The 16,350-nt window shown below is 67.6% G+C and carries 13 protein-coding genes; 10 read left to right on the top strand and 3 right to left on the bottom strand.

Annotated elements, in window-relative coordinates:
* Positions 1-4,717: amino acid adenylation domain-containing protein (locus tag FW760_RS19475; protein WP_446443929.1), on the bottom strand; the 4,717-nt coding region annotated here is incomplete at its 3' end.
* Between the two features lie 172 nt (positions 4,718-4,889).
* On the opposite strand from FW760_RS19475, the gene FW760_RS19470 reads away from it, so the two are divergent.
* The 9 genes from FW760_RS19470 to FW760_RS19430 all read left to right on the top strand — a co-directional run bounded on the left by FW760_RS19470 (position 4,890) and on the right by FW760_RS19430 (position 12,223).
* The gene (locus FW760_RS19470) at positions 4,890-5,852 is read left to right on the top strand and encodes a siderophore-interacting protein (protein ID WP_116053313.1); all 963 of its coding nucleotides are present in this window, start codon (positions 4,890-4,892) and stop codon (positions 5,850-5,852) included.
* Between the two features lie 198 nt (positions 5,853-6,050).
* Entirely contained in the window at positions 6,051-7,250 is a 1,200-nt protein-coding gene (locus FW760_RS19465) for a PepSY-associated TM helix domain-containing protein (RefSeq protein ID WP_058542014.1), read from the top strand.
* Complete coding sequence (locus FW760_RS19460) at positions 7,247-7,786, top strand: thiamine pyrophosphate-binding protein (protein ID WP_078480229.1); 540 nt, start codon at positions 7,247-7,249, stop codon at positions 7,784-7,786. Before FW760_RS19465 ends, FW760_RS19460 begins: the two co-directional genes overlap by 4 nt.
* Positions 7,786-8,124 carry a hypothetical protein gene (locus FW760_RS19455; protein ID WP_043862411.1) on the top strand — a complete coding sequence of 113 codons (339 nt, stop codon included), beginning with the start codon at positions 7,786-7,788 and terminating at the stop codon, positions 8,122-8,124. Before FW760_RS19460 ends, FW760_RS19455 begins: the two co-directional genes overlap by 1 nt.
* Positions 8,121-8,699 carry a DUF6162 family protein gene (locus FW760_RS19450; protein ID WP_116053310.1) on the top strand — a complete coding sequence of 193 codons (579 nt, stop codon included), beginning with the start codon at positions 8,121-8,123 and terminating at the stop codon, positions 8,697-8,699. The genes FW760_RS19455 and FW760_RS19450 overlap by 4 nt, the downstream gene beginning before the upstream one ends.
* Before the next feature lie 35 nt (positions 8,700-8,734).
* A complete protein-coding gene (locus tag FW760_RS19445; RefSeq protein ID WP_043862409.1) occupies positions 8,735-9,661 on the top strand; it encodes a metal ABC transporter substrate-binding protein in 927 nt (308 codons plus the stop codon).
* Positions 9,658-10,419 (top strand): metal ABC transporter ATP-binding protein, encoded by a 762-nt coding sequence (locus FW760_RS19440; protein ID WP_058542016.1) that lies wholly within the window; start codon positions 9,658-9,660, stop codon positions 10,417-10,419. Before FW760_RS19445 ends, FW760_RS19440 begins: the two co-directional genes overlap by 4 nt.
* Positions 10,419-11,318 (top strand): metal ABC transporter permease, encoded by a 900-nt coding sequence (locus FW760_RS19435; RefSeq protein ID WP_116053308.1) that lies wholly within the window; start codon positions 10,419-10,421, stop codon positions 11,316-11,318. Before FW760_RS19440 ends, FW760_RS19435 begins: the two co-directional genes overlap by 1 nt.
* On the top strand, positions 11,315-12,223 hold the full coding sequence (locus FW760_RS19430; protein ID WP_043862406.1) for a metal ABC transporter solute-binding protein, Zn/Mn family: 909 nt from the start codon (positions 11,315-11,317) through the stop codon (positions 12,221-12,223). The genes FW760_RS19435 and FW760_RS19430 overlap by 4 nt, the downstream gene beginning before the upstream one ends.
* Positions 12,224-12,298: 75 nt before the next feature.
* On the opposite strand, the gene FW760_RS19425 is transcribed toward FW760_RS19430, so the two are convergent.
* On the bottom strand, positions 12,299-13,825 hold the full coding sequence (locus FW760_RS19425) for an MFS transporter (protein WP_054915568.1): 1,527 nt from the start codon (positions 13,823-13,825) through the stop codon (positions 12,299-12,301).
* 214 nt (positions 13,826-14,039) lie between these two features.
* On the opposite strand from FW760_RS19425, the gene FW760_RS19420 reads away from it, so the two are divergent.
* Positions 14,040-14,912 carry a LysR family transcriptional regulator gene (locus FW760_RS19420; protein WP_043862404.1) on the top strand — a complete coding sequence of 291 codons (873 nt, stop codon included), beginning with the start codon at positions 14,040-14,042 and terminating at the stop codon, positions 14,910-14,912.
* A gap of 15 nt (positions 14,913-14,927) precedes the next feature.
* Here the strand turns inward: FW760_RS19420 and FW760_RS19415 are convergent, their stop codons facing one another.
* On the bottom strand, positions 14,928-16,340 hold the full coding sequence (locus FW760_RS19415) for an aspartate aminotransferase family protein (RefSeq protein ID WP_100634396.1): 1,413 nt from the start codon (positions 16,338-16,340) through the stop codon (positions 14,928-14,930).
* Between the last annotated feature and the right edge of the window lie 10 nt (positions 16,341-16,350).

The following is a 16,350-nucleotide window of genomic DNA, read 5'->3' as shown; positions in this document are numbered from 1 at the left end:
GCTGGAGGTTGGCCTGTTGCTCGCGGGCATCGAGCAACGGCAGTTCAGCGACGCGCTGTTGCGGGTCAGCGACAATCGCCTGCAGCAGGTTCTGCCAGTGCCGGGCCAGACGCTCGATGGTCGCGGCGTCGAACAGGTCGGTGGCGTAGACCAGAATCGCCGAAAGGCCATCGGCCGTTTCCGTGGTGTCCAGCGTCAGGTCGAACTGTGCAGTGTGGTTGTCCCAGTCCAGACGCTCCACCTCCAGGCCCGGCAGTCGCTCGATGGCGCGCAGTTCACCGGCATCTTCGCTGTGGTGGTTGAACAGCACCTGGAACAGCGGGCTGTGTGACAGGCTGCGGCCCGGTTCCAGGGCTTCCACCAGTTGCTCGAACGGCAGGTCCTGGTGGGCCTGGGCCTGCAGGGTGGTCTGGCGCACCTGCTGCAGCAGTTCGGCGAACGACAGATCGGCACCAATCCTCGCCTCCAGCACCAGCGTATTGACGAAGAAGCCGATCAGGCGCTCGGTTTCAAGACGGTTGCGGCTGGCCACCGGCACCCCGACCCGCACCTGCGCCTGGCCGCTGTAGCGGTGCAGCAGGGTCTGGAACGAAGCGAGCAACAGCATGAACGGGGTCACCCCTTCACGCTGGGAAAGCGCGCGCAGGCTACGGGCCAGTGCGGCATCGAGCACGATGTTCAGCTTCGCGCCCTTGAAGCTGCGCGTGGCCGGCCGCGGTCGATCGCTCGGCAGCTCCAGCACCGGCTGCTCGCCGCCCAGTTGCCGGCACCAGTAACCGAGCTGGCGCTCGCGCTCGCCGGCCTCCATCCACTGGCGCTGCCACTGGGCAAAGTCGGCGTACTGGATCGGCAGGGCCGGCAACTGAACTTCGCGCCCCTGGCTGTAGCCCGCATACAAGGCGATCAGCTCGTCGACCATCACCTGCATCGACCAGCCATCGGAAACGATATGGTGCTGAACCAGTACCAACACATGGTCGTGCGCCGCCAGCCGCAGCAGCCTGACCCGCAGCAGCGGCCCCTGGTCCAGGGCAAACAGGCGGCCGTTCTGGGCCTCGATACAAGCCTGGATCTGCGCCGCCGGATCGTCCCCTGCATACAGCACCTGGAGGTCGATATCGACACGGGCCTGCTCGGCAATCAGCTGACGCGGCTCGCCCTGCACCTCGACGAATGTGGTGCGCAGGCTTTCGTGCCGCGCCAGCAGGCTGTCGAAACTGCGCTGCAGCGCCGCAACGTCCAGCGCCCCGCGCAGGCGCAGGGCGGCCGGCAGGTGATAGGCACTGCTCTGCGGGTCCAGCTGCCAGAGGAACCACTGGCGCTCCTGGGCATACGACAGCGGCAATGGCCGGCCGCGCTCGACACAGGTGAACGCGGGCTCGCCGGCGGCCTGCCGCCCCCCCAGCGCTGCCACGAAGTCGCCCAGCCGGCTGCGCTCGAACAGGGTACGCAAGGCAACCTCCAGCCCCAGCACCTGACGCACCCGCGACACCACCTGGGTGGCCAGCAAAGAGTGCCCGCCGATCTCGAAGAACGCATCGTCCAGCCCTACCCGCTCCAGCTTGAGCACGTCCTGCCAGATCGCCGCCACCTGTTGTTCCAACGCGCTTTGCGGCGCCACGTAGGTGTGCTGGGCCTGGCTGGCATCGACCGGTGGCAAGGCCTTGCGGTCCAGCTTGCCGTTGGGGCTCAGCGGCAAACGCTCAAGAAACAGCAGGTACGCCGGCACCATGTAGGCGGGCAGCACTGCGCGCAAGTGTGCGCCGATCGCTTCGCGCAACGCCGCCTGGGCCTGCGCCTCCAGTGCCTGGCGGCTGTCGCCGGGCACCACATAGGCAACCAGCTGCAGGCCGTCGGCAGCGGGCTGGGCCAGCACCACCGCCTCGCGAATGCCCGGTTGTTCGAGCAGGCGCGCCTCGACTTCGCCCAACTCGATGCGAAACCCGCGAATCTTGACCTGATGGTCGATACGCCCGGCGTACTCGAGCACCCCTTCGGCATTGAAGCGGGCCAGGTCGCCACTGCGGTACAGGCGCCCACCCGGCTGCGCGGCGAACTGGTCGGGGATGAAACGCTCGGCCGTCAGGCCCGGGCGGTTGAAGTAGCCACGGGCGAGCAATTCGCCGCCGATCACCAGCTCCCCCACCACCCCCACCGGCGTCGGTGCGCCGCTTGCATCCAGCACATGGAGGCTGCGCCCGCCGAGCACCCGACCGATCGGCATGCTCAACGGGGTGCTGCGCACACCGCTGACATAATCATCGCATTCGAGGGTGGTGACACAGACCGTGGCCTCGGTGGGGCCATAGGTGTTGAGCAGCGCCACCTGCGACAATCCGGCCTGGCGCCACGCTGCCACCCCTTCAGGTGGCATTGCCTCGCCGCCGATGTGCACGCGCCTGAGCTTGCCGTAATCGCGTGGGCCAGCGGCGGCAAAGTCCTTGGCCAGCAGGTTCCAGTAGGCGGTGGACAGGTCGGAAACGCTGACCTGCTTGTCGATGACCTCGTGGTAGTAGCGTTCGCTGTCCCAGAGTTCCTGGCCGCGCAGCACCACGGCAGCGCCGCAGATCAGCGCAGGGTAGAACTGCTCGACGAAGGCATCGAAGTTGAAGGTGGCAAACTGCAGGATCCGGTCGTCCGGCCCGAGCCTGGAGAACTCACGCGCGACCTGCGCATGCCCGGCCAGCGCCAGGTGGCTGATGCCCACACCCTTGGGGCGCCCGGTGGAGCCGGAGGTGAACATCACATACGCCAGGTTGTGCGCATGGGCGGTATTGGCCAGGTCGCTGGCGTCGAGCTGGCGCCAGGCCGCATCCTGGTCCAGGCACAGGCTGCGCACCCCGCACGGCAGGCCCAGGCGCGCCAGCAACGGGGTCTGGGTCAGCACCAGCGGCGTGGCGCTGTCCTCGATCATGCACAGCAGGCGGTCCTGCGGGTACTGCGGGTCCAGCGGCACATAGGCGCCACCGGCCTTGAGCACCGCCAGCAACCCGACGATCATGTCGATGCCGCGCTCCACCGCGATGCCGACCGGCACCTCCGGCCCTACCCCGCACGCCACCAGGTGGCGCGCCAGGCGGTTGGCACGCTGGTTGAGCTCGGCATAGCTCAGTTGCGTCGACTCGAAGATCAGCGCCAGGGCCTGCGGGCGCTGCGCCACCTGCGCCTCGAAACGCTGGTGCACGCGCAGGTCGGGACAGGTCAGCGGTGCACGCCCCCATTGCTCGAGCAGACACTCGCGCTCCTCGCTCGAGAGTAACGCCAGTTCGTCGAGGCGACACGTCGGGGTGGCGACCACGGCCTGCAGCAGGGCCACCCAGTGGCGTGCCATGCGCTCGATGGTCGCGGCCTTGAACAGGTCGCTGGCATAGGTCCAGGCCACCTGCAACTGGCCGCCCTGCTCGTAGGTGTCCAGGCTCAGGTCGAACTCGGTGGTACGGCTGCGCCAGTCGAGCATAGACAGTTGCAGGCCCCCGGCCAGCTTGAGCGCGGACACATCGGCCACGTGTGGCTGGTGGTTGAACATCACCTGGAACAACGGCGAATGGCTCAGGCTGCGCTCCAGTTGCAACCCTTCGACCAGGCGCTCGAATGGCAGGTCCTGGTGCGACTGCGCGCCGCTCACTGTGTCGCGGGTAGCCTGCAGCAACTCGAGAAAACTCATGTGCCCTGCCAGCGGGGTGCGCAACACCTGGGTGTTGACGAAGAAGCCGACCAGGCCTTCCAGCTCGCTGCGATTGCGGTTGGCCACGGGGCTGCCGAAGCGCACGTCGGTCTGCCCGGTGTAGCGATAGAGCAGCACGTTGAAGACCGCCAGCAGCACCATGAACAACGACACGTTGTGTTGCCGGGCAAAGCCACGCACCTGCTCGGCCAGCCCTGCGTCCAGCGTCAGGCAATGGCGCTCGCCGTCGAAGCTGGGCGACGAGGGGCGCGGGCAATCGAGCGGCAATTCCAGCACCGGATGCTCGTCGCCGAGTTTTTCACGCCAGTACGCCAGTTGCCGAGCCTGCTCGCCGGCCTCCAGCCAGCGACGCTGCCACAGGCCGTAGTCGGCGTACTGGATCGGCAGCGCCTCGAACTGCGGCGCAAGGCCTTGGGCACAGGCGTCATAGCTGCGCGCGAACTCGTCGATCAGGATATTCATCGACCAGCCATCGGCGACGATGTGATGCAAGGTCAGCAACAGCACGTGCGCCTGTTCATCCAGCTTGAGCAGGCGCAGGCGCAGCAGCGGGCCCTGTGCCAGATCGAATGCACGCAGCGACTCCTGCTGCGCCTCGTGCTGCACCCGCGCTTCACGCGCAGCGGCCGGCACCGCGCTCAGGTCCAGTTGCTCCAGGCGCACCGCATGCTCCAACGGCACCTGCTGCACGCTGCCATCGGGCTGCGAGCGGAACACCGTGCGCAGCACCTCGTGACGCGCCACCAGCAGGCTGAACGCACGCTCCAGGGCCGCCACATCCAGCACGCCGTTCAGGCGTACCGCACCCGGCAGGTTGTAGGCGCCGCTGTGCGGGTCCAGCTGCCACAGAAACCACATGCGCTGCTGCGCATAGGACAACGCCTGGCGGTCCGGCACCTGGACCCCGGCAGGAATCGGGAACTGCGAAAAGTCCAGGCCTTCCTTGCTCAGGGCCTGCAGAAACAGGCTGCGCTTTTCCGGCGCCAGCTCGATGAAACGACAGGCCAGTTGGAGGGACTTCTCAGCATTCATCGAATGGTTTCCGTGCAGGGTGGATAGCGGGCAGCGCCCCGGTTATCCCTACGAAACGGATACACCCCAGGAAAAATTAAACACCGCCACGGCCCCCGTTCATTGCTCGCGGCTAAATCAGCCGTGCCGCTAGCCGTCTATCTAGGGAACCCGTAGCAAGAAGGTGCATGCCATGACTTCCGCCTCCTCCCTGACCCGCGCCGTCGGGCGCGGCCTGCGCAAGCTGGCCGGCGCACAGCCCGAGCGCGCCTACCGCCTGTTCGATGTCACCCTCAAGCAACGCATCCAACTGAGCCCGTCGCTGAGCCGCCTGGTGTTCACCGGCCCGGACGTGGCCCGGATGCACACCCTGGCTGCCGATCAAAGGGTCAAGCTGTTCTTCCCCGCCGCCGACGGCAGCCCGCCCGAACTGCCCAACGACCTGCACTGGAACGAAGCCCGCCGCGCCCTGGCCGAGGCCAGCCGCCCGCCCATGCGCACCTACACCATCCGTGCCCTGCGCCGCGAACAGGCCGAGGTGGATATCGATTTCGTACTGCACGGGGTCAACGGCCCCGCCTCGGCCTGGGCCACCCACGCCCGCACAGGCGACCGTCTGCAGATCCTGGCACCCAACCTGGCCTTCGCCGGCGACCCCGGGGGCTACGAATGGAACCCGCCCGCCGGGGTGCGCAACATTCTGCTGGTAGGCGATGAAACCGCCTTGCCAGCCATTGCCGGCATTCTCGAAACCCTCGCCGGGCAAGATGACCCGCCCCAGGTCGAAGCCTATGTCGAGGTGCCGCTGCAACAGGACTGCCTGGCCCTGCGCTGCAATGCCAGCACCACCTTGCACTGGCTGCCACGCGACCAGCAACAGCGCATCCAGGGCCAGGCCATGGTGCATGCCGTGACCCGGCTGGCCACCCTGCCCGCCAGACGCCCGCCCGCCGACACGCGCCTCGAGGAGGTGGACATCGATCAGCAGATCCTCTGGGAACGTGCCAGCGCCAGCCACCAGAGCTTCTACGCCTGGGTGGCCGGGGAATCGGCTGCGGTGATGCAGATCCGGCGCTTTCTGATCAACGAACAGGGCCTGGACCGCAACGCGCTGACCCTGATGGGCTACTGGCGCGCCGGGCGTACGTTCGAGTAGCGCCAGCGGGGTTCAACAGGGCTCCCGGCGGCAGGCCGGGAGCCTTTGAAACATTTGCTTGCATTTTTTAGTGCAGGATTTCTGCTTCTCATTCGTCCTAACAATTACCACTGCACCCTTTCGAGCGAGCCTGAGCCCAGACACCCCGTGCTCCGGAACCTCATGCTCACCACACTCCGAATCGAAGTTGCCTGCCCAATGTCGAAAAAGTCACGTTCAAAACTCTGGTTTCTGGTCCACAGCTGGCTAGCCCTGCCGATCTGGTTCTTCGTGCTGATCGTCTGCTTCACCGGGACGCTGGCCGTGGTCAGCCAGGAAATCGTCTGGCTGGCGCAGCCCGAGGTCCGCGCCTCCAAACCCGACGGCGACCCGCCGATGCTGGGCTTCGACCAGGTGCGCGCCGCCGTCGAGGCCGCGCAGCCGGGGGTGTATGTCAGCACCATCGTGCGCCCGGACGAATCGCATTTCGCCCTGACCGTCAGCGTCACCTACCCCGACTCGCGCTCCACCACGCTCTACGTCAACCCGTACACCGGGGTGGTTCAGGGCGAGGCGGCGCAGTTCAACTTCCAGGCCTTTACCCGCGCCCTGCACGGCTGGTGGCTGGTGCCGTTCACCAATGGCTACAGCTGGGGCTGGTACCTGGTGTCGCTGCTGGGGCTGCCGATGCTGGCCTCGCTGGTCACCGGGCTGGTGGTGTACAAGCGCTTCTGGAAGGGCTTTCTCAAGCCGACCCTGCGCCTGAAGCACGGTGCGCGGATTTTCTGGGGCGACTTCCACCGCCTGAGCGGGATTTGGTCGATCTGGTTCATCGCAGTCATCTCGATCACCGGTACCTGGTTCCTGATCCAGGCGATTCTGTTCGACAACCAGATCTCGATTTCCAGCAACCAGGTGCTGCCGGTGATCGCCCGCGAGAACGTGCCTACCGCGCCCGCCGGCCAACCGGCCCCGGTGCTGAGCCTGGATGCCATCGAAAAGATCGCCATCGACAAGATCCCGGGGCTGGACGTGAGCTTCATCAGCCTGCCGAGCAACGCCTACAGCCACACCGAAGTGGGTGGGCGCAGCTGGTACCCGCTGATGTTCCAGACCGCATCGGTCAACCCCTACAGTGGCGTGGTCGAGGCCCATGAGCTGCTGTCCGACCGCAGCAAGCTCGAATTCGTCACCGAGTCGATGCGCCCGCTGCATACCGGCGATTTCGGGGGTATCTGGATCAAGCTGATCTGGTTCGTGTTCGGCCTGCTGCTGAGCATGATGGTGCTCAGCGGCCTGCTGATCTGGACCAAGCGCACCGCCATCGCCACGGCCACCGCCCTCAAGCGCAGCGAAAAACCGGCACGCGCCAAGCGCGCCGCCGCTGCCACCCCTACCCCTTCGGAGAGCCAGGCATGAGCAAGGCAATCGCTGCACAACCGCCTTCGCGCCTGCGCCAGTTCTGGCTGAAATGGCGTTTTCACATCAACATACTGCTGTTGCTGGTACCGCTGGGTTTCATGCCCAAGTACTTTGCCGATGCGGCGCTGTTTCGCGGCGACGTGGGCCTGGGCGAACGCGAGATCGGCGAGGTCCAGGTCGGCCCCTGGAGCCTGAAGCTGGCCGAGCTGCGCAACGAGGCGCCGCGCCAGGACGGGCCGGCCGGCTACATGAAGAGCTTCAACGCCAGCCTGTGTGAAGCCTGTATCCCACAGGTCAAGGCCACCTACCTGCGTATTGGCAAGCCGCGCAGCCTGCGCGCCGCCGGCGGAATCTTCTTCGGTTCCCCTTACCGCATGGGCGCCACGGTGCCGGTGCCGCTCAAGACCAGCCCCGACGCCGAACTGTGGGTGACCATGGAAGGCTGGGACGGCAGCATGCACCAGGGTTCGGTCCCGCTCAGCAAGGCCTCGCCAAGCACTGTCGCCTGGCTTCAAAAACAAGGAGGCAAATGATGCCTGTTTCTGACCTGCTGCGTCGCCTGGGTGGCGCGGCACTGCTCACTTCGCTCGCCACCTTCAGCAACCTGGCGCTGGCCCACAACCCGATCTGCGAATGCAAGCAGATCGAAGGCGGCCAGATCCAGTGCACCGGCGGCTTTTCCGACGGCAGCGGCGCCCCCGGCGTAACCCTCGACGTGATCGGCTACGACGAAAGCATCCTGGTGCCCGGCAAGCTGGGCGAAGACTCCAAGCTCACCTTCAAGCGCCCCGATGCCGAGTTCTACGTGCTGTTCGACGCAGGCCCCGGTCATGTGGTGGAAATCGACCAGGCCGACATCGAGGCACCATGAGCACCCCGACCACGACCCAGACCATCCGCCCGGCCGGTGCCGGCCATGAAACGCTGTACGTGCTGCTGTTCTGCGCCCTGGTGCTGCTGGTGGCCGGCGCGGTGGTCAGCTGGCGCGGCGAAACCACCGAAACCAGCGAAGTGGCGGCCCATCAGTTCGATGCGCGCCGCGACCTCACGGCCGGCGAGCAAGGGGTATACGCCGACCTGCGGGTTACCCTGGAGGAGATCCAGCTGCGTCAGCAGGAAGAACAGCGCCTGCCCACCCCGGCCGAGCTGGATGCCGAGGGCTACGCCCCGTTCGCCCGCGACGCCAGCGCCATGAGCCGTGGCGGCCACACCTGGCAGTTGCTCGAAGGCGGCGCCTACCTGGGGCTCAGCCAGGCCAGCGAAGTGGCCGGCTCGTTCCTGATGCGCCTGGGCGCACAGCCCGACAGCCCGGCCGATATCTGGCTCAACCGCAGCACCGACCTCACCGCCCCCCACGACCTCAGCGACGCCGCCTTGAGCGCTGCGGGCTGGCAACAGGTCGTCGCGCAATTCGATGCCGGGGTCACTCGCCAGCATCGGCACTGAACCCACGGATACACCTGAGAGAAGACCGCCTGCCCATGTCTATTTCATCGTTTCTGGTCAACCGCCGACGCATCCTGGCCGGCGTGCTCGCCCTGTGCCTGGCGCCCCTGGCGCACGCCGAAGAGGCCAAGCGCCTGCGTATCGGCATCACCCTGCACCCCTACTACAGCTACGTGGCCAACATCGTCGGCGACAAGGCCGAGGTGGTGCCGCTGATTCCGGCAGGCTTCAACCCGCACGCCTACGAGCCACGCGCCGAGGACATCAAGCGCATCGGCACGCTGGACGTGGTGGTGCTCAACGGCGTGGGGCATGACGATTTTGCCGACCGCATGATCGAGGCCAGCGAAAAGCCTGGCGTGGCCACCATCGAGGCCAACGCCAACGTGCCGCTGCTGGCGGCCACCGGCATCGCCGCACGCGGCGCGGGCAAGGTGGTCAACCCGCACACCTTCCTGTCGATCAGCGCCTCGATCGCCCAGGTCAACAACATCGCCCGCGAGCTGGGCAAGCTCGACCCGGCCAACGCCAAGGCCTACACCGCCAATGCCCGCGCCTATGGCAAGCGCCTGCGCCAGCTGCGTGCCGAGGCCCTGGCCAAGCTCACCAGCGCGCCCAATGCCGACCTGCGCGTGGCCACCGTGCACGCGGCCTACGACTACCTGCTGCGTGAATTCGGCCTGGAAGTCACCGCCGTGGTCGAGCCCGCCCATGGCATCGAACCGAGCCCCAGCCAGCTGAAGAAGACCATCAACCAGCTGCGCGACCTGGACGTGAAGGTGATCTTCTCGGAGCTCGACTTCCCGTCCACCTATGTGGACACCATCCAGCGTGAGTCTGGCGTGCGCCTGTACCCGCTGTCGCATATCTCCTACGGCGACTACAGCGCCGAAAAATACGAAAAGGAGATGACCAGCAACCTCGATACCGTGGTGCGCGCGATCCAGGAGGCCGGGGCATGAGCGCCATCGAGCCGATCACCCTTGCCAGCCAGGGCCCCGGCGTGGAGTTCGACGCCGTTGGCCTGACCCTGGGCCGCACCACCATCCTCGACCAGGTGAGCTTCAAGGTGCGCCCTGGCAGCGTGCATGCGCTGGTGGGGCCCAACGGCGGCGGCAAGAGTTCGCTGATCAAGACCCTGCTCGGCCAGATGCCCCACCACGGCCGCCTGAACCTGCACTGGGCCGGCGCCCCCGGTTGCATCGGCTACGTGCCGCAGGCCCTGGAATTCGACCGTGGCCTGCCGATGACCGTGGACGACTTCATGGCCGCCATGTGCCAGCGTCGCCCGGCGTTCCTGGGGCTGTCGCGCCACTACGCGGCGAGCATCGGCCAGGCGCTGGAGCGCGTGGGCATGCAGGACAAGCGCAAGCGGCGCATGGGCGCCCTCTCCGGCGGCGAGCGCCAGCGCGTGCTGCTGGCCCAGGGGCTGATTCCGGCGCCGCAACTGCTGGTGCTGGACGAACCGATGTCGGCACTGGATGAAGCCGGCATCCGCATCTTCGAACAACTGCTGCTGGACTGGCGCGCCAGCGGCACCACCGTGCTGTGGATCGAACACGACCTGGAGGCGGTGAAACGCCTGGCCGATCACGTCACCGGCCTCAACCGGCGCATCCTGTTCGACGCGCCGCCCGAGCAGGCCCTGCGCCCGGAGGCGCTGCTGCAACTGTTTTCCACCCACCCGCGCAGCGCTGCGGTGACCGGGAGCCACGCCTGATGAACTATGAAGAATTTCGCCTGATGATCCAGGGCCTGGCGTCCTCGGGCTACCTGCCCGAAGCCCTGGCCTATGGCTTCGTGGTCAACGCGCTGCTCGCCGGCCTGCTGATCGGGCCGGTGCTGGGCGGGCTGGGCACGCTGGTGGTGGTCAAGCGCTTTGCGTTCTTCTCCGAGGCGGTGGGCCACGCGGCCCTGACCGGGGTGGCCATCGGCATCCTGCTCGGCGAACCCTATACCGGCCCCTACGGCAGCCTGTTCGGCTATTGCCTGCTGTTCGGCGTGCTGCTCAACTACCTGCGCAACCGCACCGGGCTGGCCCCGGACACCCTGATCGGGGTGTTCCTGTCGGTGTCGCTGGCGCTGGGCGCAAGCCTGCTGCTGATACTGGCGGGCAAGATCAACGTGCACATCCTGGAGAACGTGCTGTTCGGCTCGGTGCTGACGGTCAACGGCAACGACCTGCTGGTGCTGGCCATCGTCGGCGCGCTGGTGCTGGGCCTGAGCCTGCCGCTGTACAACCGCATCATGCTGGCCAGCTTCAACCCGCAGCTGGCGGCAGTGCGCGGGGTGGCAGTGAAGACCCTGGACTACCTGTTCGTGGTGCTGGTGACGCTGATCACCGTGGCCGCGGTGAAGGTCATCGGCGCGATCCTGGTGGGCGCACTGCTGGTGATCCCGGCCGCTGCCGCCCGCCTGCTGAGCCAGTCGCTCAAGGGGTTTTTCTGGACCTCGGTGGTGATCGCCACCCTCAGCACCCTGAGCGGCATCCTGCTGCCGATCGCGTTCGACCTGCCGTTGCCCTCGGGCGCCGCGATCATCCTGGTCGCCGGCATGGCCTTCGCCCTGGCCGCCATCGCCCGTGGCACCCTGCCCAGCCTGAAAGGAAACATCGGATGAAGCCGACATTTCGCCAACTGACCCTGGTACTGGCCCTGAGCGGCGCCTTCAGTGTTGCCGCACAGGCCGCCGAAGCCGCGCGCCCGGTGCAGGTACTGGCGTCCCTGCCCATCACCTACGGCCTTGGCCAATTGCTGCTCGACGGCAGCGAGGTGAAGCTGCAACGCGCCGCCGCGGCCAACCTGCCCGGCTCGCGCCAGACCGCCTACTTCAGCGGGCGTGGGGCGCCGGCCCTGCAGAAGCTGGCCGTGAACGCCGATGCGGTGATCGGCCTGCGCTCGGTATGGGCGGACGACCCGCTGTACCCGATGGCGCGGCGCAGCAATATCCGCATCGTTGAAGTGGATGCCGCACGCCCGGTGGATGGCAGCCTGCCCGGCATTGCGGTGCAGCCGGGGGCGCCAAAGGACGGCCTGAACAGCCAGCCGTGGCTGTCGAGCAACAACCTGGGGCGCATGGCCGACGTGACCGCCGCCGACCTGGTGCGCCTGGCGCCGGCCGCCAAGCCGAAAATCGAGGCCAACCTGGCCACGCTCAAGCAGCAGTTGCTCAAGCTCAGTGCCGACAGCGAAGCGCGCCTGGGCGAAGTCGACAACCTCAGCGTGGTAAGCCTGTCGGAGCGCTTCGGTTACCTGATCGGCGGGCTGAACCTGGAGCAGGTGGCTTACAGCGTACCCGCCGAAGACCAGTGGACCCCCGAGGCACTGCAGCAGCTGACCGCCCTGCTCAAGGACAACGACGTGGCGCTGGTGCTCGACCACCGCCAGCCGAGCGAGGCGGTAGCTGCGGCAGTCGCCAAGGCCGGCAGCCGCCTGCTGGTGCTGGAGGGCGGCGGCGAAAATCCGGTGAGCGAACTGCAGGGCAGTATCGATGAAGTGATCAAGGCACTCGCCGCGAAGGCCTGAAGGTCGGCAAAAACAAAGCCCCAGTGCGCAACGCCTGGGGCTTTTCAGTTGCGCCGAACGCCCGCGTGCGCGCGATCAGCGCGCCGGCAGCGGTTGCGGCACCGGCAGCGGCCTGCCAAGCAGCACACCGACCACCACGGCGAACACCAGCGCCGCCACCCCGGCGCTTTGCAGCACCGTCTCGAAGCCGCCGATGAAGGCGTGCTGCGCCAGCGGCGCGAGGGTTTCGCGCAGTGCCGGGTCGACCATAGCCAGCGCTGCCGGCAGGTCACCGGCGGCAACCCGGGTGGCCATGTCGCCGACCTTGTCCAGTTGCCCAGGCGCCACCCCTGCCACCGCCTCGCGCAGCAACTGCCCGCTGCGCGCCGCCAGGATGCCGCCCAGAATGCCGATGGCCAGCACGATGGCACCAAAGCGCGTGGTAGTGCTCAGGCCCGAGGCCATGCCGGTGCGCTCGCGCGGCACGCAGGCCATGATGTTCTTCTGCGTGTCGCCGTTGAGCAGCCCGGCCCCGGCGCCCAGCACGATGCTGGCCAGGGCGAAGCTCAGGTAGCCGCCATAGCTGGCCGCCGCGCCGCACAGCAGGTTGCCCGCGCCCACCAGCAGCAGGCCCAGGGCGAACACCTGGGCGCTGCTCAGCCGCGCCGACAGGCGCATGCCCAGGCGCGGGGTCAGCAGCATCGCCAGGGCAAACGGCAGCATGCCCGCGCCGGCAGCCAAGGCCGACAGTTGCAGGCCGTTCTGCAGGTACAGCGGCAGCAGGGTCATCATCACCTGGGCGCAGGCGGCGTAGGCGAACATGCCCAGCAATGCACCGATGAAGCGTGCGCTGCGCATCAGTTGCAGGTCGATCATCGGCCGCGCCTGGTTGCGCTCCACCAGAATGAACAGGCCGAACAGGAACGCTGCGATCACCAGGCGCCCCAGGGTCTGGGCACTGCCCCAGCCGACCTGGTTGGCATCGATCAGCGCCCAGATCAGGTAGCCCAGGCTGCCGGCGAAGGTCAGGCTGCCAAACGGGTCCAGCCGCGCGGCGGCGCTATCGCGGGACTCCTCGACACTGCGCCGCACCATCACCGCCAGCACCGCCACCAGCGGCAGGTTGATGTAGAAGATCCAGCGCCAGCCCAGGGTGCTGGCGATCAGCCCGCCCAGCAGCGGCGCGAAGGTGATGGTCGCGCCCATGCAGGCGCCCCAGAACGCCCAGGCCCGCATGCGCGCCTCGGGCTCGTGGAAGCGGTGGCCGATGGCAGCCAGTGCCGAGGTCAGCAGCAACGCCGCGCCCACGCCCTTGGCGGCCCGTGCGATGTCGAGGAACACCAGGGTGGGCGCCGCGCCGCAGGCCAGCGAGGCGAGGCCGAACAGGCCCAGGCCCAGTTGCAGCATGCGCCGGCGCCCGAAGCGGTCGGCCAGGCTGCCGGCGGGCAGCAGCAGTGCGGCGAAGGCCAGCAGGTAGGCGCTGACCACCCATTCGATGTCGGCGAACGAGCCGGACAGGTCGCGGGCGATGCTCGGCAGGCTGACGGCGACGATATTGGTGTCGAGGATGATCAGGGCGCACACGGCCGAAGCCGTGAACAGGGTGAAACGGGCGGAGGACATTGCAAGGCTCCCGTGCAAGGCGATCTGGGGCCGGTGTCGCGGTGTCCGAGCAGGCTGCCGCGACAGGGCCGGTGTAGCCACCTGATGCTCATCGGCGCAGCGGCTTTGCCGCCACGTCACGCATCTTGTAGTGTTACTACACATTACCGCCGCAACGGCCTGGCCTTGTTAGCCAGGATCGCCTGCGTCATTAGCCTGCAGCTAACGAGACCCCATGGAAATCCGCCATTTCCGCTATTTTCTCAGCGTCGCCCGCCTCGGCCACTTCACCCGCGCCGCCGAGCAACTGGGCATCGCCCCGCCGACCCTGAGCCGGCAGATCCAGGACATGGAAAGGCAGCTGGGTGTGCGCCTGTTCGAGCGCAGCCAGCGCGAGGTGTGCCTGACCGCCGCCGGCGAGGCGCTGCTGCCCGAGGCCGAACAGGCGGTGCGCCAGTTCGATGCCGCGCAGCTGGGCGCACAACGGGCCGGGCGCGGTGACGTGGGGCGTATCGAGTTGGGTTATGTGGCCTCGGCGGCCTTTTCGGGGCTGCTCCAGCAGCAGGTGACGCGCTTCAGCCAGTCGCACCCGGGGGTGGTGCTGAACATCCGCGAGCAACCCATGGCCGAGTCCCCCGCGCTGGTGCGTGACGGTGTGCTGGATATCGCCTACGTGCGCACGCCGATGGACCTGCCCGACGAACTGGTCGCGATGGATCTGCACGAAGAAGGCTTTGTCCTGGCCCTGCCGGCCAGCTCGCGGTTGAACGAGCTGCCGCAGATCATGGCCGCACGCCTGGCCACCGAAACCTTCATCTTGCCCGAGCAGATCTCCGGCACCCTGGCCGTCGCCGCCCAGGGTGGCTTCGTGCCGCGCCTGGGGCCGCAGCCGGGTAGCCTGGTGGCGGTCATCACCCTGGTTTCGCTGGGCCAGGGCGTGGCGCTGGTGCCCGAGTCGGTGCTGCAACACATCACCCTGCCGCAGGTCAGCTACCGGCGCATCGCCGACAGCCAACCCACCTCGTGCCTCACCGTGCTGCATCGGCGTTTCGAGAAGGCGCCCGCGGTGATGCGCTACATCGAGGCCCTGCGCAGCGGCCAGGGCTGATCGCACCCGCGCGCCTTACAGACGCTGCAGGGCCGCCGGCAAGGCGCGGGCGAAGCGCTCGGCCACGTCGTCCACCTGCGCGGCGGTAATGATCAGCGGCGGCAGAAAGCGCACCACGCAACCGTTGCGCCCACCCAGTTCGATGATCAGCCCGCGCTTGAGGCATTCGTTCTGGATCAGCGAGGCCAGCTTGCCGAACCCCGGCGCATGCCCCAGCGCATCGGCGGCCCCTTGCGGGTCCACCACCTCGACGCCGAGCATCAGCCCGCGACCGCGAATGTCGCCCAGTTGCGGGAAGTCACGCTGCAGCACCGCCAGGTGCTCGCACAGCCGTGCGCCCATGGCCTCGGCGTGGGCAGCCACGTCGTGTTCCTTGAGATAACGCATCACCGCCGAGCCTGCAGCCATGGCCATCTGGTTGCCACGGAAGGTGCCGGCGTGGGCACCCGGCAGCCAGGTGTCGAGCCAGTCGCGGTACACCACCACTGCCAGCGGCAGGCTGCCGCCGATGGCCTTGGACAGCACCACCACATCCGGCACGATGCCGGCGTGCTCGAAGGCGAACATCCTGCCGGTACGGGCAAAGCCGCTCTGGATCTCGTCGACGATCAGCGCCACCCCCGCCTGCTCGGTGATGCGCCGCACGCCGCGCAGCCAGTCGAGGTCGGCCGGGATCATGCCGCCCTCGCCCTGCACCACCTCGACGATCACCGCCGCCGGCAATTGCACGCCGCCTTCGGGGTCGCTCAGCAGGTTTTCCAGGTAGCGCAGGTTGACCTGCACGCCCTGCTCGCCGCCCAGCCCGAACGGGCAGCGGTAGTCGTAGGGGTATGGCAGGAACTGAACGCCGTTGCCCAGCAGTGCGCCCATCGGTTTCTTAGGCCCCAGGCTGCCCATCAGGCTCAGCGCGCCCAGGCTCATGCCGTGGTAGCCGCCCTGGAACGACAGCACCGTGCTGCGCCCGGTGGCAGTGCGTACCAGCTTGAGCGCGGCCTCCACCGCATCGGTGCCGGTCGGCCCGCAGAACTGGATCCGGGCCTGGGCGCTGAAGGCCGGTGGCAGCAGGCCGAAAAGGTCCTGCACGAACTGGTCCTTTACCGGCGTGGTCAGGTCCAGGGTATGCAGCGGCAGGCCGTCGGCCAGCACCTGCTGGATCGCCTCGATCACCACCGGGTGGTTGTGGCCCAGGGCCAGGGTGCCGGCGCCGGCCAGGCAGTCGATGAACTGGCGGCCCTCGACGTCTTCGACGTAAAGCCCCTGGGCACGCTTGAGCGCCAGTGGAATGCGCCGCGGGTAACTGCGTGCATTGGACTCCTGCTGCTTCTGTCGCGTCAGCAGCGGCGAATCTTCGAAGTGATAAAGCGTTTCGCCAGGCTCGTCGGCTGAAGAAGCCGGCTGTGCCTGGGCAAGGCAGGTAGCGACTGACATCGGAAGTAAC

The sequence above is a fragment of the Pseudomonas sp. 1176_21 genome, from assembly GCF_052850635.1.
The sequence above is the reverse complement of the archived record's forward strand: the minus strand, read 5'-3'. Positions and strand labels throughout refer to the sequence as shown.

What these genes read in the sequence shown, in the direction of transcription:
- FW760_RS19470 (WP_116053313.1), top strand. Translation starts at nt 4,890, where the DNA reads ATGACTTCCGCCTCCTCCCTGACCCGCGCCGTCGGGCGCGGCCTGCGC.
- FW760_RS19465 (WP_058542014.1), top strand. Translation starts at nt 6,051, where the DNA reads ATGTCGAAAAAGTCACGTTCAAAACTCTGGTTTCTGGTCCACAGCTGG.
- FW760_RS19460 (WP_078480229.1), top strand. Translation starts at nt 7,247, where the DNA reads ATGAGCAAGGCAATCGCTGCACAACCGCCTTCGCGCCTGCGCCAGTTC.
- FW760_RS19455 (WP_043862411.1), top strand. Translation starts at nt 7,786, where the DNA reads ATGCCTGTTTCTGACCTGCTGCGTCGCCTGGGTGGCGCGGCACTGCTC.
- FW760_RS19450 (WP_116053310.1), top strand. Translation starts at nt 8,121, where the DNA reads ATGAGCACCCCGACCACGACCCAGACCATCCGCCCGGCCGGTGCCGGC.
- FW760_RS19445 (WP_043862409.1), top strand. Translation starts at nt 8,735, where the DNA reads ATGTCTATTTCATCGTTTCTGGTCAACCGCCGACGCATCCTGGCCGGC.
- FW760_RS19440 (WP_058542016.1), top strand. Translation starts at nt 9,658, where the DNA reads ATGAGCGCCATCGAGCCGATCACCCTTGCCAGCCAGGGCCCCGGCGTG.
- FW760_RS19435 (WP_116053308.1), top strand. Translation starts at nt 10,419, where the DNA reads ATGAACTATGAAGAATTTCGCCTGATGATCCAGGGCCTGGCGTCCTCG.
- FW760_RS19430 (WP_043862406.1), top strand. Translation starts at nt 11,315, where the DNA reads ATGAAGCCGACATTTCGCCAACTGACCCTGGTACTGGCCCTGAGCGGC.
- FW760_RS19425 (WP_054915568.1), bottom strand. Translation starts at nt 13,825, where the DNA reads ATGTCCTCCGCCCGTTTCACCCTGTTCACGGCTTCGGCCGTGTGCGCC.
- FW760_RS19420 (WP_043862404.1), top strand. Translation starts at nt 14,040, where the DNA reads ATGGAAATCCGCCATTTCCGCTATTTTCTCAGCGTCGCCCGCCTCGGC.
- FW760_RS19415 (WP_100634396.1), bottom strand. Translation starts at nt 16,340, where the DNA reads ATGTCAGTCGCTACCTGCCTTGCCCAGGCACAGCCGGCTTCTTCAGCC.